Source organism: uncultured Pluralibacter sp. (assembly GCF_913775985.1).
GTDB lineage: Bacteria > Pseudomonadota > Gammaproteobacteria > Enterobacterales > Enterobacteriaceae > Pluralibacter.
The window spans coordinates 1-21,984 of record NZ_CAJYMB010000122.1 but is presented as its reverse complement, the minus strand read 5'-3'; the positions used below and the strand labels follow the sequence as shown (position 1 = coordinate 21,984).

Genomic DNA, 21,984 nt, shown 5'->3' with positions numbered 1-21,984 from the left:
GAGCAGACCGAAGAGCAGTATGCCCCCAACGGCGCCGCCGACCGGGCGGCGGTGCGCTCGCGCCAGTCCAGCCAGAGCGCCCAGGGCAGCGGCCAGTCCGCCGGCGGCGTGCCCGGCGCGCTCTCCAATACGCCGTCTGCCGCTCCCAGCGCCCCCATCACGACCGCGAACGCGAAGCAGAAAGGGCAGCAGCAGCAACAGCCGCGCAACAGCGGCGTCAGCACCAGCGGCCAGGGCGGCGCCAGCAGCACCTCAAACAGCGAAACCACCAACTACGAAGTGGACCGCACTGTGCGGCACACCAAAATGAACGTCGGCGATATCGAGCGCCTGTCCGCGGCGGTGGTGGTCAACTACCGCGAAGCGGCGCAGGGCAAACCGCTGCCGCTAAGCGCCGAACAGATGAAGCAGATTGAAAACCTGACCCGCGAGGCGATGGGCTTCACCAGCGAACGCGGCGATACTCTCAATGTGGTCAACACGCCCTTTACTGCCGGAAGCAACGAGAGCGGCGGCGAGCTGCCGTTCTGGCAACAGAGTGCCTTCTTCGACATGCTGCTTGGAGCCGGAAAGTGGCTGCTGATTGCCCTGGTGGCCTGGCTGCTGTGGCATAAAGCGGTGCGCCCACAGCTGCGCCTTCTGCAGCCAGCAACTCCGGCGGCACCCGCGCCGCAGGCCGCGGCCCGCGAGGCCGCCGACGACGGCGTCAGCGTGCGCCTGAGCCGGGACGAGCAGCAGCAGGTTCGCCGCGCCAGCGCCGATGAGCTGACTCAGCGCGTGCGCGAGATGTCCGACAACGACCCGCGCACCGCGGCGCTGGTCATTCGCCAGTGGATGAATAATGACAATGAGTAATCTGACCGGCAGCGAGAAAAGCGCCATTCTGCTGATGACCCTGGGCGAAGATCGCGCTGCGGAAGTCTTTAAGCACCTCAGCAACCGTGAGGTGCAGCAGATCAGCGCCTCGATGGCCGGCATGCGCCAGATCTCCAACACCCAGCTGAGCCAGGTGCTGGCAGAATTTGAGCAGGAGGCGGAGCAGTACGCCGCCCTGAACATTAATACCAGCGACTATCTGCGCGCGGTGCTGGTGAAGGCCCTCGGCGAAAGCCGCGCCGCCAGCCTGCTGGAGGATATTCTCGACACCCGGGAAACCACCAGCGGCATGGATACCCTTAACTTTATGGAGCCCCAGAGCGCCGCCGATCTCATTCGCGACGAGCATCCGCAGATCGTGGCCACCATTCTGGTTCACCTCCGGCGGGCCCAGGCCGCTGATATTCTCGCGCTGTTCGACGAGCGCCTGCGCCACGACGTGATGCTGCGCATCGCTACCTTTGGCGGCGTGCAGCCCGCCGCGCTGGCGGAGCTGACCGAAGTGCTCAACAACCTGCTCGACGGCCAGAACCTCAAGCGCAGCAAAATGGGCGGCATCCGCACCGCCGCCGAGATCCTTAACCTGATGAAGACTCAGCAGGAGGAGGCGATTATCGGCGCGGTGCGCGACTTCGACGGCGAGCTGGCGCAAAAAATTATCGACGAGATGTTCCTGTTCGAAAATCTGGTGGACGTGGACGACCGCAGCATCCAGCGCCTGCTGCAGGAAGTGGACTCCGAGTCGCTGCTGATCGCCCTCAAAGGCGCCGAGCCGCCGCTGCGGGAGAAATTCCTGCACAACATGTCCCAGCGCGCTGCCGATATCCTGCGCGACGATCTCGCCAGCCGCGGGCCGGTGCGCCTGTCGCTGGTGGAAAACGAACAGAAAGCTATTCTGCTGATTGTGCGCCGCCTGGCGGAGAGCGGCGAAATGGTGATCGGCGGCGGAGACGATGCCTATGTCTGATAGCGACGCCTGGCAGCGCTGGCAGCCGGAGGATCTGTTCTCCCCTGCCCCCGCGTCTGCTCCGGTAACCGACAGCAGCGTACTGGCCGCCCCGGACGCGCCGTCGGCTGAGGTGCCTGATGCCGATCTGACGCACGTCCGGCAGCAGGCTCACGAACAAGGCTACAGCGCCGGGCTGGCCGAAGGCCGCAGCGCGGGCCACGCCGAGGGCTACCAGCAGGGTCTGGCGGAAGGCACGGCGCAAGGCATTACCCAGTCCCGGCACGAGCAGGCGGTGATTCACCAGCAAATGCAGCAGCTGGTAGCCGACTTCCAGCAGGCGCTCGACGCGCTCGACAGCGTGATTGTCTCCCGCCTGATGCAGACCGCGCTGGCGGCGGCGCGGCAGGTGCTGGGCCACGCCCTGCCGGTGGACAGCGGCGCGCTGATCGCCCAAATCCAGCAGCTGCTGCAGCAGGAGCCGCTGTTCAGCGGCAGGCCGCAGCTGCGGGTGCATCCGGACGATCTTGAGATTGTGGAGCAGATGACGGGCCCGGCGCTGGCCCAGCACGGCTGGCAGCTGCGCGGCGATCCGGCCCTGCACCGGGGCGGATGCACCGTTATCGCCGATGACGGCAGCCTTGATGCCAGCCTCAGCGCGCGCTGGCAGGCGATTTGCCGCCTGGCGGCGCCGGACGGACGTCCGTGAGCGCCTACCTGACTCGCTGGCTGGCGGCGCTCGACGCCGCAGAAGCGGCTATAGCCCAGCTCCCCGCCGCGCGCCGCTACGGCCGGCTGACCCGCGCCACCGGTCTGGTGCTGGAGGCCACCGGCCTGCAGCTGCCGCTGGGGGCCACCTGCGTGATTGAGCGCCTGCAGGGCGGCGAGATCCGCGAAGTGGAGAGCGAAGTGGTTGGCTTCAGCGGCCAGCGCCTGTTCCTGATGCCGCTGGAGGAGGTGGAAGGCATCCTCCCCGGCGCGCGGGTCTTTGCGCGGGGCAGCGGGGCGCAGGACGGCCGTCGGCTGCCTCTCGGCCCGGCCCTGCTGGGCCGGGTGCTGGACGGCAGCGGCAGGCCGCTGGACGGGCTTCCCGCACCGGAGACCGGCGAAAGCGGCGCGCTGGGCGCCGCGCCGTTTAACCCGCTACAGCGCACGCCGATTGAAGACGTGCTCGACACCGGCGTGCGGGCGATTAACGCCCTGCTCACCGTCGGGCGCGGCCAGCGGATGGGGCTGTTTGCCGGTTCCGGCGTCGGAAAAAGCGTGCTGCTGGGCATGATGGCGCGCTACACCCGGGCCGACGTGATCGTGGTGGGCCTTATCGGCGAGCGCGGCCGCGAAGTGAAAGATTTTATCGAGAACATTCTCGGCCGCGACGGGCGCGCCCGCTCGGTGGTGGTCGCCGCCCCGGCGGACGTATCGCCGCTGCTGCGGATGCAGGGTGCGGCCTACGCCACCCGCATCGCGGAAGACTTTCGCGATCGCGGCCAGCACGTGCTGCTGATCATGGACTCCCTGACCCGCTACGCAATGGCCCAGCGCGAAATCGCGCTGGCGATTGGCGAACCGCCCGCCACCAAAGGCTATCCGCCCTCGGTGTTTGCGAAGCTTCCCGCGCTGGTGGAACGCGCGGGTAACGGCGTCAGCGGCGGCGGCTCCATTACCGCCTTTTATACCGTGCTCACCGAGGGAGACGATCAGCAGGATCCGATCGCCGACGCGGCGCGGGCGATCCTCGACGGTCACGTAGTGCTCTCCCGCCGGCTGGCGGAAGCGGGCCACTACCCGGCGATTGATATTGAGGCCTCCATCAGCCGGGCAATGACCGCCCTGATCAGCGAACCGCACTACGCCCGGGTGCGCCGCTTCAAGCAGCTGCTGTCGAGCTTCCAGCGCAACCGGGATCTGGTCAGCGTCGGGGCCTACGCCCGGGGCAGCGATCCGATGCTCGACAGCGCTATCGCCCTGTGGCCGCAGCTGGAGCAGTTTCTGCAGCAGGGTATTTTCGAGCAGGCCGATGTTGAAGCCTCCCTGCAGGCCCTTGAACATATTTTTCCGGCCGCCCGCTAGCCGGTAAAGAGGAAGACAATGACCCAGCCCAACGGCGCCCTGCACACTTTAAAAACCCTCGCCGAACAGGAAGTCGACAGCGCCGCCCGCCTGCTCGGGGAGATGCGCCGCGGCTGTCAGCAGGCGGAGGAGCAGCTGACGATGCTGATGGACTACCAGCTTGAGTACCAGACCAGCCTCGGTAGCGACATGGCACAGGGCATTGCCAGCCAGCGCTGGCAGAACTATCAGCAGTTTATCCAGACGCTGGAGCAGGCTATCGATCAGCACCGCGGCCAGGTTCGCCAGTGGCAGCAGAAAGTGGAGATGGCGCTCGGAGCCTGGCGCGACAAGAAGCAGCGCCTGCAGGCCTGGCTGACGCTGCAGGACCGGCAGAGCGCCGCCGCGCTGCTGGCGGAAAACCGCCTTGACCAGAAAAAAATGGACGAGTTCGCCCAGCGGGCCGGACAGAGGAAACCCGAATGATGCCCCTTCCCGGCCTTCGCGCCGCCTCCGGGCCCGACGCGCTGCCGCGCGCCGGCGCGGCCAGCGCTACTGACGCCGCTGATTTTGCTGGTCTGCTGGGCGATGCCCTCGCGCCCGACGCGGCGGCACGCCCCGCCGCGCGCGGCCTGCCCAAAGGCAAAAGTCCGGCAGAGAACGCCGCGCTGAAACCGGCTCCTGAGGCGGCTGAACCGCCGTCCGGCGAGGCCGAGCGGACGAAAGACGCCAGCCTGCACGCGCTGTTGGCGATGCTGCCGGGCGGCGCGGCACCGGTCGGCACCGCCGGTTCGCACCTGAAAGGCGCGCCGGACGACGATGAAAAAGCGTCCGGCGATGATGCACCGGCGGTCGTCACCGATCCTGACGCGCTGCTGCCGATGCCGTTCCCGCCGGCCGCAGCGTCCGGCGCGGCGCTTCGCTCTGAGGCAGAGGCTTCTCGCGGAGCTGCGGAAGAGGTTGCCACCGCGCGCGGCGCGGCGCAGGGGCCGGGCGCGAACCCGGTAAATCGCGATACCGCAGACAAACCTCTTCCGGCGGACGCACCGCAGCAGGGCCTGCTGCCGGACGGAAAGGATCTTCCCCAGCCGCCAGCCGGGCGCGACGCCCGAAGCGCCCGGCTGCCGCAGCCCGCGCCGGCTACTGCAGATGGCGCTATCAGCTTTACGACACCGCCCCCGCCGGGCAGCGCGAGCGCGACCACCAGCGCAGCGCCCACCGCGGACATTAACGCCCGGCTCGGCACCCCGGAGTGGCAGCAGAGCGTCAGCCAGCACATCACGCTGTTTACCCGCCAGGGGCAGCAGCGCGCCGAGCTGACTCTGCATCCGCAGGATCTGGGGCAGATAACCATCAGCATGAAGCTCGATGACAACCAGGCCCAGCTGCAGATGCTCGCCGGGCACGGCCACGTGCGCGCCGCGCTGGAAGCGGCCCTGCCCCAGCTGCGCACCTCGCTGGCGGACAGCGGCATTCAGCTCGCCCAGAGCTTTATCGGCAGCGACGCCTCGCCGGGCCAGCAGCAGGCAGACAGACAGCCGCCGCCCGCGTTACCGCATCCTGAAGGAAGGCCGCAGGCTGCCGATAATAAAGGCAGCGCCGCCGCCCCGGCTTCGCTGCTGGCCCGCGCGCGCGGCGACGGCGCCGTCGATACCTTCGCCTAACGCCGGAGGTAGCGCGAATATGCCCGCCTTTTCCGCCCTTTGCCCGCGGGGGAAGACGGGATAATGCCCGGATATGCAACACAGGAAACAGCAAACCGATGACTGACTCCGCGATAGTCAAAACTAAACGCCGCCCGCGCTGGATAGCGCTGCTCGCGCTGGCGGCTCTTATCGCCTGCGCCGCCAGCGGCTATGCCTACTGGCACCAGCAGCAGCGCCCCGCAGCTGCGCTTGCTAAAGCCGCGCCTCCCGCCGCGCCGGTGTTCTGGCCGCTGGAAACCTTTACCGTTAACCTCGGCGACGCGGACCGGGTGCTGTACATCGGCATCACCCTGCGCCTGAAGGATGAAGCCACCCGCGCGCGGCTGAACGACTATCTGCCGGAAGTGCGCAGCCGCCTGTTGCTGCTGTTCTCCCGCCAGGATGCCGCGGTGCTGGCCACCGACACTGGCAAGCTGAAGCTGATTGAAGCCATTAAGCAGACCCTCGGCAGGCCGCTGGTGCCCGGACAGCCCGGCCAGGTGGTCACCGACGTGCTGTACACCGCGTTTATCCTGCGGTAGGCCGATGGGAGACAATCTTCTTTCTCAGGCGGAAATTGACGCCCTGCTGAACGGTGACGCCGACGGTGCAGAAATGCCGGGGCCGGAAACCGCGGGGGCTCCCCACGTGCGCCCTTACGATCCCAATACCCAGCGCCGGGCAGTGCGCGAGCGCCTGCAGGCTCTGGAAATCATCAACGAGCGCTTCGCCCGCCAGTTCCGCATGGGGCTGTTCAACCTGCTGCGCCGCAGCCCGGATATCAGCGTCGGGGCGATCCGCATCCAGCCGTACCACGAGTTTGCCCGCAACCTGCCGGTGCCCACGAACCTGAACCTGATCCACCTCAAGCCGCTGCGCGGCACCGGGCTGTTGGTGTTCTCGCCGGAGCTGGTATTTATCGCGGTGGACAACCTGTTCGGCGGCGACGGCCGTTTCCCCACCAAGGTGGAGGGCCGCGAATTTACGCCCACCGAGCAGCGGGTGATCCACCGGATGCTGAAGCTGGCGCTGGAGAGCTATCAGGAGGCGTGGAAGGCAATCAACCCGCTGGACGTGGAGTACGTGCGCTCGGAGATGCAGGTCAAGTTCACCAATATCACCACCTCGCCGAACGACATCGTGGTTAACACGCCGTTTCACGTCGAGATTGGCAACCTGAGCGGCGAGTTTAATATCTGCCTGCCGTTCAGCATGATCGAGCCGCTGCGCGAGCTGCTGGTCAACCCGCCGCTGGAGAACGCCCGCCGGGAAGACGCCAGCTGGCGCGAAAACCTGGTGCGCCAGGTGCAGCACTCCGAGCTGGAGCTGGTGGCCAACTTTACCGATATCTCCCTGCGCCTGTCGCAGATCCTGACCCTCAAGCCCGGCGACGTGCTGCCCATTGACAAGCCGGAGCGCATTATCGCCCACGTCGACGGCGTGCCGGTGCTCACCAGCCAGTACGGCACCGTGGGCGGGCAGTACGCCCTTAAGGTCGAACACCTGATTAACCCGATTTTGAATTCGCTGAACGAGGAAGCGTCTGAATGAGTGAGAAAATCCCGCCCTCCGATGCCGAACGCGGCGACGCGGACGACCTGTGGGCCGAGGCGATGAACGAGCAAAAAGCCGCGTCGGCAGGCGGCGCCGCGGATGCGGTATTCCAGCAGTTCGGCGGCGGCGACGTCAGCGGCACGCTGCAGGATATCGATCTGATTATGGATATTCCGGTCAAGCTGACCGTCGAACTGGGCCGCACCAGAATGACCATTAAAGAGCTGCTGCGCCTGACCCAGGGTTCAGTAGTGTCGCTGGACGGACTGGCGGGGGAGCCGCTGGATATTCTGATCAATGGCTACCTGATTGCCCAGGGTGAAGTGGTGGTGGTGGCGGATAAGTACGGAGTGCGCATCACCGACATTATTACCCCCTCCGAGCGCATGCGCCGTCTGAGCCGCTGACATGACGCCGCAGACTGTCGCACAGCCCGCCACCGCCGCGCCTTCCCCCGCCGCGCCGCTGCTTGAAGTCAGCGGCGCGCTGCTGGGTATTATTCTGCTGATCCTCGCCGCGGGGTGGCTCGCCCGCCGCGTCGGCGTGGGCGGCGGGCGCCGCGCCGGCCAGCAGGGGCTAAAAGTGAGCGCCAGCGCGGCGCTCGGCCAGCGCGAGCGGGTGGTGATTGTCGATGTCGACGACGCGCGGCTGGTGCTGGGGGTAACCGCCCAGCAGGTGACGCTGTTGCACACGCTGCCGCCGTCTCCCGCCGCGCCGCAGGCGGCGCGTCCCGAGGCTGCCGATTTTGCCTCGCTGATGAAAACCATCCTCAAACGACCGGAGCGATCCTGATGCGCCTGCTGGCAATTATTGTCCTGCTGCTGCTTTCTCCCGCCGCGCTGGCTCAGCTGCCGGGACTGGTAAGCCAGCCGCTGCCGGGGGGCGGTCAGAGCTGGTCGCTGCCGGTGCAGACGCTGGTGTTTATCACCTCGCTGACCTTTATTCCGGTGGTGCTGCTGATGATGACCAGCTTCACGCGCATCATTATCGTCTTCGGCCTGCTGCGCAACGCGCTCGGCACCGCGTCGGCGCCGCCCAACCAGGTGCTGTTGGGGCTGGCGCTGTTTTTGACCTTTTTTATTATGTCCCCGGTGCTGGACAAGATTTACGCCGACGCCTGGCAGCCCTTCAGCGAAGAGAAGATTTCAATGCAGCAGGCGCTGGAGCGCGGGGCCCAGCCGCTGCGCGCGTTTATGTTACGCCAGACGCGCGAGGCGGATTTGGCCCTGTTCGCCCGGCTGGCGAATACACCGCCTCTCGACGGGCCTGAAGCGGTGCCGATGCGCATCCTGCTGCCGGCTTACGTCACCAGCGAGCTGAAAACCGCCTTCCAGATTGGCTTCACGGTCTTTATTCCGTTCCTGATTATCGATCTGGTGGTAGCCAGTGTGCTGATGGCGCTGGGGATGATGATGGTGCCGCCCGCCACCATTGCCCTGCCCTTTAAGCTGATGCTGTTCGTGCTGGTGGACGGCTGGCAACTGCTGGTGGGCTCCCTGGCCCAGAGCTTTTACAGTTAAGGTGCGCCGATGACGCCAGAATCCGTAATGCTGATGGGAACAGACGCGATGAAAGTGGCGCTGGCGCTGGCCGCGCCGCTGCTGCTGGTGGCGCTGATCACCGGCCTGATTATCAGCATCCTGCAGGCCGCAACCCAGATTAACGAAATGACGCTGTCGTTTATTCCCAAAATCATCGCGGTGTTCGTGGCGATGATCGTCGCCGGGCCATGGATGCTGAACCTGCTGCTCGACTACGTGCGCACGCTGTTTACCAACCTGCCCTACATCATCGGCTAGCGGATGATCCAGTTCACCAGCGACCAGTGGCTGCACTGGCTGAGCCTCTATTTCTGGCCGCTGCTGCGCATTCTGGCGCTGGTAGCCACCGCGCCGATCCTCAGCGAGAAATCAGTGCCTAAGCGCGTCAAGTTAGGGCTGGGGGTGCTGATAACGGTGATTGTCGCCCCCACGCTGCCCGCCAGCGACGCCACGCCGTTTTCCGCCAGCGCGCCGTGGATTGCGCTACAGCAGATCCTCATCGGCACCGCGCTGGGCTTTACCATGCAGCTGACGTTCGCCACCGTGCGCTTTGCCGGGGAGCTTATCGGCCTGCAAATGGGGCTTTCCTTTGCCACTTTTGTCGATCCGGGTAGCCACATCAGCATGCCGGTGCTGGCACGGATCCTCGACCTGCTGGCGCTGCTGCTGTTTCTGTCCCTGGACGGCCACCTGTGGCTGATTTCGCTGCTGGTAGACAGCTTCCACACCCTGCCGGTGGGCGGGCTGCCGCTCAGCGGCAGCGCCTGGCTGGCGCTCACCCGCGCCGGCGGGCTGATTTTTCTTAATGGCCTGATGCTGGCCCTGCCAATCATTACCCTGCTGCTGACCCTCAATCTGGCGCTGGGGATGCTCAACCGCATGGCGCCGCAGCTGTCGGTGTTCGTGATTGGCTTTCCGGTCACCCTCACCGTCGGCCTTATTTTAATGGCGGCGCTGATGCCGCTGGTTGCCCCGTTTTGCGAGCATCTGTTTAGCGAATTATTTGATTTACTGTCGGCGATAATGGCCGACATGGGGCAACGCGCAACTCCATAATATATTCATGGTTATCCTGAGGTAATTCTCAAAGTAAATCACCGCACTATTTACCGACTATAAGGCTGACGCAGGATAATCGCCCGTCGCTGAATTTTTGCACGCCTGCGCCAAAATGCTTTGAGAAGATTCCTGGCAAACTGCCGCCGCCTTTCCGGGATAGTGACGGCTGTGGATTGTGTTCTTTATATTTTTGGCTGCACTATTTTATCTGAACAGCGCGCGGTAACCCCCTTAACACCCGGGCGGATGGCGGGCTGGACTGCGGATATATAAGACACAGGCGAACATTGGGTTATTTATCGACGCTCATTGGTGAGGATGTGCCATGTCAATGATTATTATGGATCTCTGTAGTTTTACCCGGCTGGGGCTGACCGGATACCTGATGAACCGCGGCGTGAAGGGCCGCGACATCCGCTACGTGGAGCGCGCCAGCGGATTACAGGCCGCCTGCCGGTTAAAAACGCCGGCGGTGGTATTTATTAACGAAGACTGCTTTATTCACCACGCGCAGCACAGCCAGCAAATTCGGCAAATTATTCTCGACAGTCGCGACACGCTGTTTATTATTTTTATGTCGATTGCCAACGTCCATTACGATGCTTGTTTACTGGTCAGAAAAAACCTGCTGATTGGCTCCAAGTCCATTAAGCCAGAGTCGCTGGATGCCCTGCTCGCCGGGCACCTGAAAAAAAGCGGTCTGCCGCGCACGGGCCTTAATATCCCTACTTTAACCCTCAGCCGCACCGAATCCGATATGCTGCGCATGTGGATGAACGGCAAAAATACGCTGCAAATATCCGATCTGCTGAATATTAAGGCGAAAACCGTGTCATCCCACAAGGGTAATATTAAGCGGAAAATTCAAACCCACAATAAGCAGGTTATTTATCACGTCTTCCGGCTGGCGGATAATGTCACCAGCGGCATTTGCGTCAATATGCGCTAGCGCTGCGCCGCCGGTGGAGAACTCCGCCGGCAGCGCGTTGCCTAGTCGGCCTTTTCGACAAAAACCCCGTCCGCGTGGCCGATTTCGTTAAAGAACCAAATCCCCAGCGGATAATCATCCAGCGACACCAGGTACATGGTGCCCTCATTGAAGGGCTCAACCGCCAGCACCACGCCGGGCCTGCGCGCGCCGCCGTCAGTTTTGACCGTCACGCGATCGTTAACTTCCATAACTGCTCTCCTGTCTTTAACTTCAGCCAGTGTAGAACAAAACCCCGCGCTCAGGCAGGCGTTAGTGGCTAACTGCTGATTTTATCGACCGCCGCCGGGGCCGGGCCGGTTGGCTGACGCTGTAGGGCATATCGCTTGGCCGCCAGCGCCGCAACCGTCACCGCCGCCGGAATGCCGAGCAGCATAAAGACGGTGCTGAAACTGAGATTCAGGGCAATCATTTCGGCTCCGGCAAAAGCACTCAGAATAGCCCCCAGCCTGCCAACGCCGTGCATCCAGCTGGAGCCGGTGGCGCGGGCCTCGGTGGGATAGTAGCGGGCCGAGAGCGCGTTCATACCGGTATTGGCCCCACACAGGCAGCCGCCGCTGCCGAACGCCAGCAGGCAGATCAGCACAAAACTGGTATCGGCGAAGCCTATCGCTACCGTAAACAAGCCGCCCGCGGCGTAAATGATGCCCAGCGCCCGGTGCGGGCTGATTCTGTCCATTAGCCAGCCGGCAAACAGCGAACCTATGGTGCCCCCCGCCTGATAAATGGCGGTCATGATCGCCGCCTGGGTTACGCTGAGACCAACTTCCTTGACCAGCGTCGGCAGCCAGCTGCCGAGCAGATAGACCAGAAACAGCCCCATAAAATAGGTGAGCCACAGCATCATTGAGCCAAAGCGGTACTCCCGGGAGAGCACAATTCGCGCCGCGCTTTTCCCCGGCGCCTGCGCCGGCATCACAAACTCCGCGTCGTTGCCGATGTGTTCCGGCCACAGCCGCTGGAGGATGGCCCGTACCCGGGCCGCGGGGGCGCGGCGGATAACCAGAAATCGTACTGATTCCGGCAGCCAGATAATCAGCACCGGCGCGAAAAGCAGCGGCAGAATACCACCTAGCGCCATCAGCGCGTGCCAGCCGTAGGCCGGGATCAGCCAGGACGCGGTGAATCCGCCCACCGCCGCTCCGAAGGTAAATCCGCAGAAAATCAGGGTAATGAGGAACGAGCGCCGCCGCTCGGGAGCATACTCTGAGACCAGAGTACTGATGTTCGGCATCGCCGCGCCGAGCCCCAGCCCGGTCATAAAGCGAAAGAAAACCATCTGCTCCACGCTGTGGGAAAACGCCGTGGCTATGGTCCAGAAGCCAAAAAAGAACACGCTGTTAACGATGATTTTTTTGCGCCCCATCCGATCCGCCAGCGGGCCGGAGAGCATCGCTCCCAGGGCGAGGCCGATCAGCGCCGCGCTGATAATAAAGCCGAGTTCGTAGTGGGCGATGCCCCACTCCTGCTTCAGGGACGGCGCGATAAAGCCCATGATGGCAATATCAAAGCCGTCCAGCGCAATAACCACGAAGCCCAGCAGCACAATAAGCTTCTGATAGCGGCTCAGGGGAAGGGTATTAATTAACTCTCTGACGTCAAGGCGTTGGGTCTGCGGCATAGGCGATCCTCACGGAGCTGGCTGCAAGTAGGCAAGCGCGGCATCGTACAGCAGCCGGGCGCGGGTTGACGGCGGCAAACGTCCCTGTTCCCCACCGAGCGGGACTTCGATTGACACCGGCAGCCCGGCGGGCAGCGCCCGCAGCAGGCCGTGCAGATCGAGCCCGCCTTCGCCGGGGACAAGTCTGGCAACGCGGGCCTGATCGATCAGGCCCTGCACGCTGTCCGGCGCCCGCGCGGGCGCGTCGCACAGCTGCATGTAGTTAAAGGTGTTCGCCGGTAGCGCGCGCAGCGCCTCCAGCGACTCCCCGGCGCGCCAGAAGTGAATCGCATCCACCAGGATCCCCACCTCTTCGCATCCGCTTTCGGCAATAATGGCCCGGGCGGCGGCGATGGTGGGCGCGTCGGTCCAGGGCATCGGCTCCAGGTTCATGGTTAACCCGTACTGGCGCCCCGCTTCCGCCAGCAGGGCAAGGTTGTGTCCACAGCGTGCCTGCTGCGGATCGTTCCCGGCCACCAGCACCTGGGACGCGCCCAGCTCGCCGGCGGTTTCCAGGAACTGCTGTAGCCGATCGCTGAGGGTAAAATCCGGCGTCAGGCGCACGATCTCCACATCGGAGACGCCGATGCCGGTTTCGCGCAGCGCAGCCCGGGTTTCACGCACGGCGGCAGTATTGCCGAGCAGTTTATAATCGGGCTCCGACGGGGTGGCGGGCAGCAGCCGCAGCCCGACGTGGGTATAGCCAATCTGTGCGGCAATGCGCACCTGTTCCGCAGGGGGAACGTCCAGCGTGGTTAGCGCCGCCAGCGACAACATTCGCGTACTCATCATGACTCCCGTGATGTAGAGAATAAGGGTTAAGACTGCGGCATTCCGGCGCTGCCGCAGCGGGCTGCCACCTGTTTGCCAACCAGATAGCCGAAGGTCATTCCCGGCCCGAGGGTAATGCCGCCGCTGGGGTAGTAGCCGCGCATCACGCTTGCCATATCGTTGCCGACGGCATACAGGCCGTTTACTGGCCTGCGCGCGGCGTCAAGAACTCTGGCCTGTTCGTCAGTCGCCAGACCACTGAAGGAACCGAGTGAGCCGGGCAGGATCCGCACCGCGTAAAACGGCCCTTCGCGCAGCGCGCCGAGGGTTTTCCCTGCCTCCCCCTGCGCCCGGTTATAGGCGGACGCCCCGCGCTGAAAATCCGGGTCGGCGCCGCGCCGGGCAAATTCGTTGAAGCGGGCGACGCTCTCTGCCAGCCCCGCAGGATCGATGCCGCAGCGGCGGGCAAGCTCCTCAAGGGTGTTCCCGGCAGTAAGGTAGCCGTTGCGCAGCCACGCCGCCGGTGAAAAAGGAAACGGCCGGGCGTGTCCGAGACCGTAGCGGCGCAGCGTGGGGCTGTCGCACAGCAGCCACGCCTGCGGCGTTTCTCCCTCAGGCGTCGCCGCCAGCAGGCCGGCAATAAAATCGTGGTACGAGTCGGCTTCATTGACGAAGCGCCTGCCGTTGGGCAGCACGGCCATAAAGCCCGGCCTGGCCCGCTCCACCAGGTGCGGAAACACCAGCTGCTGCCCGCTGGCCAGCGTCACCCGGGACACCGGCGCCCACGCCATTGGACTTTTCAGCGCCGCGTCAAACTGCCCGCCGGCGGACTCACCGAGGCGGATGCCGTCTCCCTGATTAACCAGCGGCGCGGCGGAAAAGTGGCCGTAGCCCTCCGGGGCGTGGGCCACGTGCTGCGCCAGCCGCATCCTGTCGTGGGGAAAGCCGCCGCTGGCCAACACCACCGCCCGGGCATGAATCGCCAGCTCGCCGCCGTCGGTGCGCAGCACCGCCCCGCTTACGCCCTGGTCATCAGCAAGCAGGCGCACCGCCGGGGCGTTAAGCTCGAACTCGACCCCGGCGTCAAGCGCCGAGCGCAGCAGCCGCGCCACCAGTGCGTTGCCGTTAACCAGATGCTGACCGCGCCCGGCCCGCAGGCGCTGCCAGCCGTGGCGCACCAGCCGCCGGGAGGCATAAGCCGCCGAGCGCGGCGAGCGGGTGGCGTTAAAAAAGTGCGCCATGTCGCTGCCGCCGGCGATGCCCATACCTGCCAGGCTGATGGTTTCCAGCGGCGGGCGCAGGCGGTGCAGCCAGTCGCCGAGCAGGCCGCCGTCAAACGGCTTCGCGGTTACCGAACGCCCACCTGCCGCTGCCCCCGGGGAGTTGTGAAAGTCAGGCATCCGGCTGCCGGAGAGGAACTGCACCGCCGTGTGGCGATGGAAGTAGTCCACCATTTCCGGGCCGTATTGCAGGAATGCGCGCAGCCGCGCATCGGCAGGCTGCCCGCCCATCTCGTGCTGCAGATAGGCCAGCGCCGCTTCCGGGGTATCGGTAATTCCCTCTTCCCGCGCCAGCGGATTGCCGGGGATCCACAGCCAGCCGCCGGACCAGGCGCTGGTGCCGCCGAGGGTGGAGGCTTTCTCCGCCACCAGCACCCGCGCGCCGCCGCGGGCGGCGGTAACGGCGGCGGCAAGTCCCGCCGCGCCGGAACCGACCACCAGCATATCAACCGTTAACTGCCTGCTCATGATCCGCGCCTTACTGCAGGGGAGAGAAATCAGTCGGGCGCATCAGCACCGACTCCAGGCGCTCCACCGCCGCCAGCTCGCGGTTTTTGCGCGAGAAAGTCAGCCAGCGCTCGTCCTGGGCCATGCGCGCGCGGCGCTCCATGCGGTCATCAATGCTTTCGTAAGCCCAGATATGGACCACCTGATTCACCACGCCAATTTCGGTAAAGAAAAAGCCGATTAGTTTGCCCAAATGCTCGGTCTGCACCGCGTAAGCATCGCTTTTATACAGCGCCAGCCAGTCGGCCATTTTCAGCGGGTTGATGGTGTAGGTGCGTTTTTCGTAAATCATCATTGTCTCCTGGTTACAGTGTCTGCTGCTGTGCCATATGCATGGCGGAAAGGTAGCCGAAGGTCAGCGCAGGACCCAGCGTGATGCCCGGCCCCGGATAGGTGCCTGCCATCATCGAATCCATGTCGTTGCCTGCGGCGTAGAGTCCCTGAACGGGCTGGTTCTGCTGGTTCAGCACCTGCGCGTGGCCATTAGTGACCAGACCGCGGGAGGTGCCAAGGTCGCCGGTGTAAAGCCGCACGGCGAAAAAAGGGCCCTCGACGAGCGGCGCGAGGCAGCTGTTCGGCCGGTGTCCCGGATCGCCCAGCGCCCGGTTGTAGCTGTTGCCGCCTTTGGCAAACCCGGTATCCACGCCGTTTTCCGCATCGCGGTTGTAGCGGGTTACCGTGTCTTTGAGCGTGTCGGGGTCAAGCCCCAGCGCCGCCGCCAGGGCCGCGAGCGTATCTGCCTGAATCAGATAACCGGCCTCCACCAGCGCGCGGTTGTTCACCGGCGCAGGGCGCGCCAGGCCCAGGCCGTAGCGCTTCATCGCCCGGGCGTCGCAGAGTAAAAAGCAGGGCGCGTTATCCGGGCTCGCCTGCATCGCGCTGGCGAAGTGGTGATAGGAGTTGGATTCATTGACGAAGCGGAGGGCGCGCTGGTTGACCGCGATCACGCCGGGCTTGGCGCGGTCGGTCACCAGATGCGGAAAACGCTCCTCGCTGCCGTCGGGGCGGCGAAGAACCGATACCGGCGCCCAGAAAAAATTGGATGCCAGGTTGGCACCCTGCAAGGCATTCACCGCGTCACCGAGGCGCAGTGCCGCGCCGTCGTTGGCAGCAGGCGACATGGTGAAGTGCTCCCGGGTGCGGGGGCGAAACTGCGCCGCCATCTCTCCGGCGGCGAAACCGCCGGCGGCCAGCACCACGCCACGGCGGGCGCGCAGCGTTTGCGGCTCGCCGTTTTCATCAACCACTACGCCGCCAACCCGCCCCTGCTCCACCAGCAGCGAACGGACGTTAACGCCAAGTTCGAGGGTCATGCCTTTCGCAAAGGCCAGCGTCGCCATGCGGGCGATGAGCGCGTTACCCATCGCCAGCCGGGTGCCCCGGTGATAGCGCAGGCGATCCCGGCCGTAGCGCAGCAGCAGCTTGCTGCACCACGCCAGCGAACGCGCGGAGCGGCGCATATCGAGAAAGTGCTGAATATCTACCCGGTTGACCATCATTCCGCCAAACAGCAGCATGCCCGGCGGCGGCGAGCGCAGATCGCGAAAGCGCGCCCCGAGCCTGCGGCCGTCAAACTCGACCACTTCGAGCGCCCGCCCGGCGTCAACGGCGCCCGGCTCGTCCGGATAGTAGTCCGGCGACAGCGGGCGCAGGCTGTATTTCACCGCGCCCTGCAGCTCCAGATAAGCCAGCGCTTCCCGGCCTGTATTGACGAAGGCCTCAACGATGTCCGGGCGGTAGTGCTCCGCGCCGATAGTGGACTGCAGATAGGTTTTCATCGCTTCCGGCGAGCCGCTTTTATTCTGCGCTCTGGCCTGATCGGTGTCGTTAACCCACACCGCCCCGCCGGAGATAGCCGAGGTGCCGCCGAACTGCGGCGCTTTTTCCAGCATCAGCACCGACAGACCTTCGCAGCAGGCGGTAACGGCCGCGGCAAAGCCCGCCGCCCCGCTGCCGATGACGATAACGTCCCAGCTTTTCATACCGCCGCCTCCGCCTGCCGGGGCATCGCGCCGATAAACTCCCCCAGCAGCGGCATCTGGGCGAAGGCCATTTCCGGTCCGGTTTGCACCGGGCAGCCCCGCTCGCGGGCCAGCGTCAGCAGCGGCGTCATCACCGGCGCGGTGACCACGTCAGCCACGTGAGTTGATGGCCCAAGCGATGCCAGCAGCGCCGCGGGAAGCGGCAGCAGATCGCAGCCCGGCATTCCCGCTGGCGAGCCGTTAACCAGCAGATCGAGATTGTCGAGGGAGTCCGGCAGCCCGGTGATTGCCACCCCGGGAAAGTGCTGCGCCAGGCGCTGCTGCAGCTGCTGTAGCATGGCGGGGCTGGCATCGTGCAGCGCCAGGTGGGCGATACCGCCCTCACACAGAGACCAGGCGATAGCGCTGCCGACGCCGCCACAGCCGCAGAGCAGCGCCCGCTTGCCCGCCGGGCTAAAACCGTGCCCGTCCGCGGCCATCATAAAACCGAGGCCGTCCAGCATATCGCCCTGCAGGCGCCCGTCGGGCAGGCGGCGAATGGCGTTAACGGCACCGAGGTGCCGGGCGCGCGGCGTCAGCTCATCCACCAGCGCGGCGGCGCGCTGCTTGTGTGGGACGGTCACCAGCACGCCGCTCATGTTGCAGCAGCCGCGCAGCGCCTGCAGATAGGCATCAACCGCCTCCGGGGCGATATCCACCGGGATCATCACGCTGTCGATCTGCTGCCCGGCGAAGTAATGATTGAAGTTATCCGGCGATTTTACCTGGGCAATCGGATGCCCGATAACCGCCACCACCTGCGTGGTTCCGCTGACCATACCCGCACCTCATTTGTTAATTTAATGTTGTAAAAGTATTTCAGTGGAAGTTGAGACCAGCAACGCACAATCCCGCAGAGTCGCTTGTTAATCGCTATCCGGCTGCGATAATCGCACTCCTTAACCCAAAATGTTGCGTAAGTGTGATCTAATATGCAAAACAGCATCCATCAGCGCGATTTGATTGTCGGGCTGCAAAAAGGGCTGGCGATCGTGCAGCTTTTTTCCCGGGAGTTTCCGCGCCTGACCGTACCGCAGGTGGCAAAGATGAGCGGCCTGACGCCAAGTGCCGCCCGCCGCTTTTTGCTTACCCTGCTTCACGAGCGCTATTTAGAGACCGACGGAAGACACTACTGGCTGACGCCGAAAACCCTGCGGCTGGGGCAGGCCTACGTCGACTCCGCCCGCTTTCCGCGTATGGTGCGCCCGGTGGTGGAGTACATTGCCAGCCGCTCAGAAGAGCACGCTTCCGTAGGCGTCATTGACGATGACGAGCTGGTGTACATCGCCCGCAGCAACCACACGCCGTTTAGCTCCACCTCGGTGCGCCTCGGGGAGCGGGTGCCGGTCTACTGCACGGCGGGAGGACGGCTGTGGCTGGCCTCGCTGCCGGAAGCGGAGTGCATCGCCGTGCTGCAGCGGCTCAAGCGGGAGCAGCGCACGCCTTATACCACCACAGGTGTTCCCGAACTGATGGATAAAATCGCCGACGTGCGCAAGCAGGGCTACGCCACGGTGGAAAAGGAGTTTGAAGTAGGAATGCTGGTGCTGGCGGTACCGCTTACCGACCGGGAGGGACTCTACTGGGGGGCGCTGAGCATAACCAGCCACCAGTCGCGAACCAGCATGGAGGCGCTGTGCCGGGATCATCTGGATCTGCTCTACAGCGCGCAGGAGATGCTGGTGGCCTGACGGAACCGCCGCGGCGGTTCCGCAGGTTAAGAATTACTGCTCGGTCAGCTCCAGATCGGCAATCACCGGCAAGTGGTCGCTGGCGGCAGACCAGGTAAAGTTTGCCGAATCGTGAGGAATGGTCAGCTGCTTCACGTTCCACTTCTGCCCTTTAAAAGTGAAGATGTGGTCGAGGTCGATAGCCGGGTTAACCGCCGGCCAGGTGCGGTAGTCGGTGCCCTGCTTCTCAACGGCGTTGAAGAAGTAGCGGATCTCCTGCAGCGGCTGCTCGTCGCGGGTGGAGTTGAAATCCCCGGCGAGAATTTTGATCGACGAGGCGATGTCTTTGAAATCCGAGGCGGCATCGCCGATGCTCAGATCAAGCAGGTACCGGGCCTGCATCAGGCGCACGGTGGGATCTTTTTGCCAGTCCAGGTGCGCTGCCATCATCACCACCGGCGAATCGAAGCCCGGCACCGCAATCTGCGCCATCAGCACCGCGCGCTGCTCGGCTTTGCCGGAAGGCAGGTTGACCACCTGGGAGCGCTGAATGGGATATTTTGACAGAATGCCGACGCCGTATTCGCCGCCGTCAAAATCCAGCGCCTTGCCAAAGGCGTAGTGCAGATGATTGGCATCCGCGATTTCTTTAAGCTGGTCGACTTTCTGGCTGCGGGCGGTTTTATTATCGATTTCGACAACGGTAATAATATCCGCATTGATATTTTTAACCGCGGCATTAAGCGTGGTGAAATCCGTTACGCTGCCGGAGGCGTCGTTTTTGCCGATATTATAGGTTGCGACTTTTAAATGTGGCTTGTTGGTCTTGTAGACCTTATCCGGCACTCCGCCCTTCTGTACGGTCAGGATCTCATTGCCCGCCAGCGGCTCGCCGGCGTGGCCCGCAAAGGAGAGAAAGGCGAGGCTCATCAGGGTTAACGCGAAGGTCTTTTTCATAGCATACTCAATAGGGTCATTAATAACTGGCGGAGAGTGTAGCGGATAAAGGCTTATTTTAACGTGAGTCGATTCACAGGCTTTTATCCGCGTTGAAAGTGCGTTTTTGTTATTATTGTGTTAACTACAATCAGGTGTGGATAATTAACAAGCGATCATCCTGCGATTGAAATCTACACAATTAAAACAACATTCACTCATTATCAAAAAAAGACATTTTCATTGCCGATAAAAATAAATAGAAAATTAACTGTGAATACAGATAATTATCCCCTGCGACGTTCTGGCGCCAAAATAGTGGTTGCAGCCCTGCTGCCGCCCGTCCTAGCGTCTTGCGAATGGATTTACACAGGCGTGTAATTCGGGCGAGAAGACGATGACAATTGACATAAGCAGAAAGTATGCGGGCCTGGCGGGAATTTGTATCGCCAGCTTTTTAGGCTGTATTGACCTTACGGTGGTCAATACAGTACTTCCCGCCATTGGAAAAGAGTTCGCGGCGCCGCTGCGGGATACCCAGTGGATAACATCAGCATTTATGATTGCTCTTTCCGCCTTTATGGTGCCGGCGGGCGGCGTGGCGGATAAATACGGCAGGAAGCGTGTTCTGCTGACCGGGCTTGCGCTGTTTGGAGCAGCTTCTCTGATTGTTGGCGTCACGACGCATTTTGCCATACTGGTCTTGTTTCGCTTTGTGCAGGGGATTGGCTGCGCCATTCTGTACACTGTCTCTGGAGCCATTATCACCTACCTTTTTAACGACAGCGAGCGGGGCAAGGTGCTGGGGATTCTGTTTGCCGTCAACGGACTTGGCCTCGCGGTAGGGCCGGTTATCGGCGGTCTTTTTTCCGGCCTGCTCGACTGGCGCTACGCCTTTTTAATCAATATTCCATTTATTCTGATTAGCCTCTGGCTGTGCGCCCGCTATTTGCCGGAACAAAAATCGGTGCAGGCGCGCGGGTTAGATATTCCCGGCTGCCTGCTGCTTATCGGCGCACTTATTAGCCTGGTGAGCTATTTTTCGCTTGAACTGAGCCCCGGCAACGGTCGCTATCTTCTGCTGGCCGCCGTTTTATTGAGCCTGCTGTTTATTTTCCATGAATTAAAAACTCCGCAGCCGATTGTGGAGTTTCATTTCTTTCGCAAACGCACTTTTATTGCCGCGCTGGCAGCGACATTTTCCCTCGCCTTTTATTATTGCGCGGTGCTGCTCTCGCTCCCGCTGTTTCTGGCGAACGTTTCCGCCCTGAACGATCTGCAAATCGGCCTTCTGCTGCTGCCGGCGACCGTCACTTTTGCTTTAGTTTCCGCGTGGGTCGGCAACAGCAGCGAACGGATCGGGCCGCAAAAGCTGATTATCTGCGGTCTGCTGCTTTTTATCCTGTCCGGCGCGTGCCTGGCGCCCGCTATGGCGAGCCACCGCGTTTGGCTCCTGATTATCCCCTTGCTGTTTTTTGGCGCGGGCTGGGGCGCGATCCTCGGCCCTTCAACGCTGGTTGCCCTCAGGGCGTTACCCGACGATAGGGCCGCGGTGGCAATGGGCACCTCCTGGACGGTGCACAATATCGGCGGCGCGTGCGGGATTGCGTTTGCGGTTTCGGTGATTGGCGACGGCGCGCATGGGGATAGCGGCTACAGAATGCTGATGTATTTGCTGGCGGTTCTGGCCGGGGCGGTGGCGGGGATTTGCCTGCTTTTGGGAAGGAAAATGCCGCTGCGTTAGACTACTGTAAATGTCCTGCTGCAGATTATTGTTGATACCCGGCATACTTCAAGCTGCGTTGACTTTATCACTCGCCTCAACCATGAGGTTCGCAGCACAGCCAGCGCCAAAACAAAAAATCCCGCGATCGCCGCGGGATTTTTACGCTTCAACAACCGTCTGAACTACGCGCCTGCCGGAACCGAATGCGCGGTATTTTTCAGCACCGGCCCGGTATATTTCTCAATTTCAAGCTGCGCCATCTGGCCGCAGTTGCCCTGGGCCAGGCTGGACGAGCCAATATCGAACGTCAGGCAGTTGACGTTGCCGTTTTTACACAGCGATTTTTCCTCGCCGGGCTCCGCCGGATCGAACCATGCCCCTTCGCTGATGCGCACCGCGCCGCTGCGCACGTTTTCAGTAACCACGGCACCCACCAGAATTTGCCCGCGATCGTTAAACGCGCGGACTAAATCTCCGTCGGCAATGCCCCGCTTCTCGGCGTCTTGCGGGTGGATCCAGATAGCCTCGCGATCCGCAACGGCATACTTTTTCCGCAGCGGGGTGTTGTCCAGCTGGGAGTGCAGGCGGTTAATTGGGTGGCCGGTATTGAGCGACAGCGGATAGCGCTGCGCCTCCGGGCCGCGGTACCACTCATGCGGCTCCATCCAGGTAGGGATGGCTTTACAGTCCTGATAGCCCATTCTGGCAATGGCAT

The 21,984-nt window shown here is 63.1% G+C and carries 25 protein-coding genes; 16 read left to right on the top strand and 9 right to left on the bottom strand.

Features of this window, described 5'->3' with window-relative positions; translation table 11 throughout:
* The 14 genes from fliF to rcsA form a co-directional block, all read left to right on the top strand.
* A partial coding sequence (gene fliF / locus QZ766_RS14475; RefSeq protein WP_297203081.1) for a flagellar basal-body MS-ring/collar protein FliF occupies positions 1-855 on the top strand: 855 nt, incomplete at its 5' end.
* Positions 848-1,843, top strand: coding sequence for a flagellar motor switch protein FliG (gene fliG / locus QZ766_RS14470; RefSeq protein ID WP_297203089.1), 996 nt, complete (start codon positions 848-850; stop codon positions 1,841-1,843). The genes fliF and fliG, both read left to right, overlap by 8 nt.
* Positions 1,836-2,531, top strand: a complete 696-nt coding sequence (gene fliH, locus QZ766_RS14465) for a flagellar assembly protein FliH (protein WP_297203080.1) — start codon at positions 1,836-1,838, stop codon at positions 2,529-2,531. The genes fliG and fliH overlap by 8 nt, the downstream gene beginning before the upstream one ends.
* Positions 2,528-3,892, top strand: coding sequence for a flagellar protein export ATPase FliI (gene fliI / locus QZ766_RS14460; protein ID WP_297203078.1), 1,365 nt, complete (start codon positions 2,528-2,530; stop codon positions 3,890-3,892). The genes fliH and fliI overlap by 4 nt, the downstream gene beginning before the upstream one ends.
* A gap of 18 nt (positions 3,893-3,910) precedes the next feature.
* Positions 3,911-4,357, top strand: coding sequence for a flagellar export protein FliJ (gene fliJ, locus QZ766_RS14455; RefSeq protein ID WP_297203076.1), 447 nt, complete (start codon positions 3,911-3,913; stop codon positions 4,355-4,357).
* Positions 4,354-5,535 (top strand): flagellar hook-length control protein FliK, encoded by a 1,182-nt coding sequence (locus QZ766_RS14450; protein WP_297203074.1) that lies wholly within the window; start codon positions 4,354-4,356, stop codon positions 5,533-5,535. The genes fliJ and QZ766_RS14450 overlap by 4 nt, the downstream gene beginning before the upstream one ends.
* A 98-nt stretch (positions 5,536-5,633) precedes the next feature.
* Positions 5,634-6,098, top strand: a complete 465-nt coding sequence (gene fliL / locus QZ766_RS14445) for a flagellar basal body-associated protein FliL (protein ID WP_297203072.1) — start codon at positions 5,634-5,636, stop codon at positions 6,096-6,098.
* A 4-nt stretch (positions 6,099-6,102) separates the two neighbouring features.
* A complete protein-coding gene (gene fliM, locus QZ766_RS14440) occupies positions 6,103-7,107 on the top strand; it encodes a flagellar motor switch protein FliM (protein WP_297203070.1) in 1,005 nt (334 codons plus the stop codon).
* On the top strand, positions 7,104-7,517 hold the full coding sequence (gene fliN / locus QZ766_RS14435) for a flagellar motor switch protein FliN (RefSeq protein ID WP_297203068.1): 414 nt from the start codon (positions 7,104-7,106) through the stop codon (positions 7,515-7,517). The genes fliM and fliN overlap by 4 nt, the downstream gene beginning before the upstream one ends.
* Before the next feature lies 1 nt (position 7,518).
* Positions 7,519-7,902: a flagellar biosynthetic protein FliO gene (fliO, locus tag QZ766_RS14430; protein WP_297203066.1), complete on the top strand. Its 384-nt coding sequence runs from the start codon at positions 7,519-7,521 to the stop codon at positions 7,900-7,902.
* Positions 7,899-8,630 (top strand): flagellar type III secretion system pore protein FliP, encoded by a 732-nt coding sequence (gene fliP / locus QZ766_RS14425; RefSeq protein WP_297203087.1) that lies wholly within the window; start codon positions 7,899-7,901, stop codon positions 8,628-8,630. Before fliO ends, fliP begins: the two co-directional genes overlap by 4 nt.
* 9 nt (positions 8,631-8,639) lie before the next feature.
* Positions 8,640-8,909: a flagellar biosynthesis protein FliQ gene (fliQ, locus tag QZ766_RS14420; protein ID WP_297203065.1), complete on the top strand. Its 270-nt coding sequence runs from the start codon at positions 8,640-8,642 to the stop codon at positions 8,907-8,909.
* Positions 8,910-8,912: 3 nt separating this feature from the next.
* Positions 8,913-9,707: a flagellar biosynthetic protein FliR gene (gene fliR, locus QZ766_RS14415; protein WP_297203064.1), complete on the top strand. Its 795-nt coding sequence runs from the start codon at positions 8,913-8,915 to the stop codon at positions 9,705-9,707.
* A gap of 328 nt (positions 9,708-10,035) precedes the next feature.
* A complete protein-coding gene (rcsA, locus tag QZ766_RS14410) occupies positions 10,036-10,659 on the top strand; it encodes a transcriptional regulator RcsA (protein ID WP_297203063.1) in 624 nt (207 codons plus the stop codon).
* A 41-nt stretch (positions 10,660-10,700) separates the two neighbouring features.
* Here rcsA and dsrB read toward each other — a convergent pair whose 3' ends face one another.
* The 7 genes from dsrB to QZ766_RS14375 form a co-directional block, all read right to left on the bottom strand.
* Complete coding sequence (gene dsrB, locus QZ766_RS14405; protein WP_297203062.1) at positions 10,701-10,889, bottom strand: protein DsrB; 189 nt, start codon at positions 10,887-10,889, stop codon at positions 10,701-10,703.
* Between the two features lie 68 nt (positions 10,890-10,957).
* A complete protein-coding gene (locus QZ766_RS14400) occupies positions 10,958-12,319 on the bottom strand; it encodes an aromatic acid/H+ symport family MFS transporter (protein ID WP_297203061.1) in 1,362 nt (453 codons plus the stop codon).
* Positions 12,320-12,328: 9 nt separating this feature from the next.
* Positions 12,329-13,147 carry a sugar phosphate isomerase/epimerase gene (locus QZ766_RS14395; RefSeq protein ID WP_297203085.1) on the bottom strand — a complete coding sequence of 273 codons (819 nt, stop codon included), beginning with the start codon at positions 13,145-13,147 and terminating at the stop codon, positions 12,329-12,331.
* Positions 13,148-13,176: 29 nt separating this feature from the next.
* Positions 13,177-14,877, bottom strand: a complete 1,701-nt coding sequence (locus QZ766_RS14390) for an FAD-dependent oxidoreductase (protein ID WP_297203060.1) — start codon at positions 14,875-14,877, stop codon at positions 13,177-13,179.
* Between the two features lie 10 nt (positions 14,878-14,887).
* Positions 14,888-15,208: an NIPSNAP family protein gene (locus QZ766_RS14385; protein WP_297203083.1), complete on the bottom strand. Its 321-nt coding sequence runs from the start codon at positions 15,206-15,208 to the stop codon at positions 14,888-14,890.
* 13 nt (positions 15,209-15,221) lie between these two features.
* On the bottom strand, positions 15,222-16,898 hold the full coding sequence (locus QZ766_RS14380; protein ID WP_297203059.1) for an FAD-dependent oxidoreductase: 1,677 nt from the start codon (positions 16,896-16,898) through the stop codon (positions 15,222-15,224).
* The gene (locus QZ766_RS14375) at positions 16,895-17,716 is read right to left on the bottom strand and encodes a shikimate dehydrogenase (protein WP_297203058.1); all 822 of its coding nucleotides are present in this window, start codon (positions 17,714-17,716) and stop codon (positions 16,895-16,897) included. The genes QZ766_RS14380 and QZ766_RS14375 overlap by 4 nt, the downstream gene beginning before the upstream one ends.
* 153 nt (positions 17,717-17,869) lie before the next feature.
* Between QZ766_RS14375 and QZ766_RS14370 the strand changes: the two genes are divergently transcribed.
* Positions 17,870-18,628 carry an IclR family transcriptional regulator C-terminal domain-containing protein gene (locus tag QZ766_RS14370; protein ID WP_297203057.1) on the top strand — a complete coding sequence of 253 codons (759 nt, stop codon included), beginning with the start codon at positions 17,870-17,872 and terminating at the stop codon, positions 18,626-18,628.
* A gap of 33 nt (positions 18,629-18,661) precedes the next feature.
* On the opposite strand, the gene QZ766_RS14365 is transcribed toward QZ766_RS14370, so the two are convergent.
* The gene (locus QZ766_RS14365) at positions 18,662-19,564 is read right to left on the bottom strand and encodes an endonuclease/exonuclease/phosphatase family protein (RefSeq protein ID WP_297203056.1); all 903 of its coding nucleotides are present in this window, start codon (positions 19,562-19,564) and stop codon (positions 18,662-18,664) included.
* 376 nt (positions 19,565-19,940) lie between these two features.
* Here QZ766_RS14365 and QZ766_RS14360 point away from each other — a divergent pair, with 376 nt between their 5' ends.
* Positions 19,941-21,287, top strand: coding sequence for an MFS transporter (locus QZ766_RS14360; protein ID WP_297203055.1), 1,347 nt, complete (start codon positions 19,941-19,943; stop codon positions 21,285-21,287).
* Positions 21,288-21,451: 164 nt separating this feature from the next.
* Here the strand turns inward: QZ766_RS14360 and QZ766_RS14355 are convergent.
* On the bottom strand, positions 21,452-21,984 hold a 533-nt coding region (locus QZ766_RS14355; RefSeq protein ID WP_297203054.1), incomplete at its 5' end, for a molybdopterin dinucleotide binding domain-containing protein.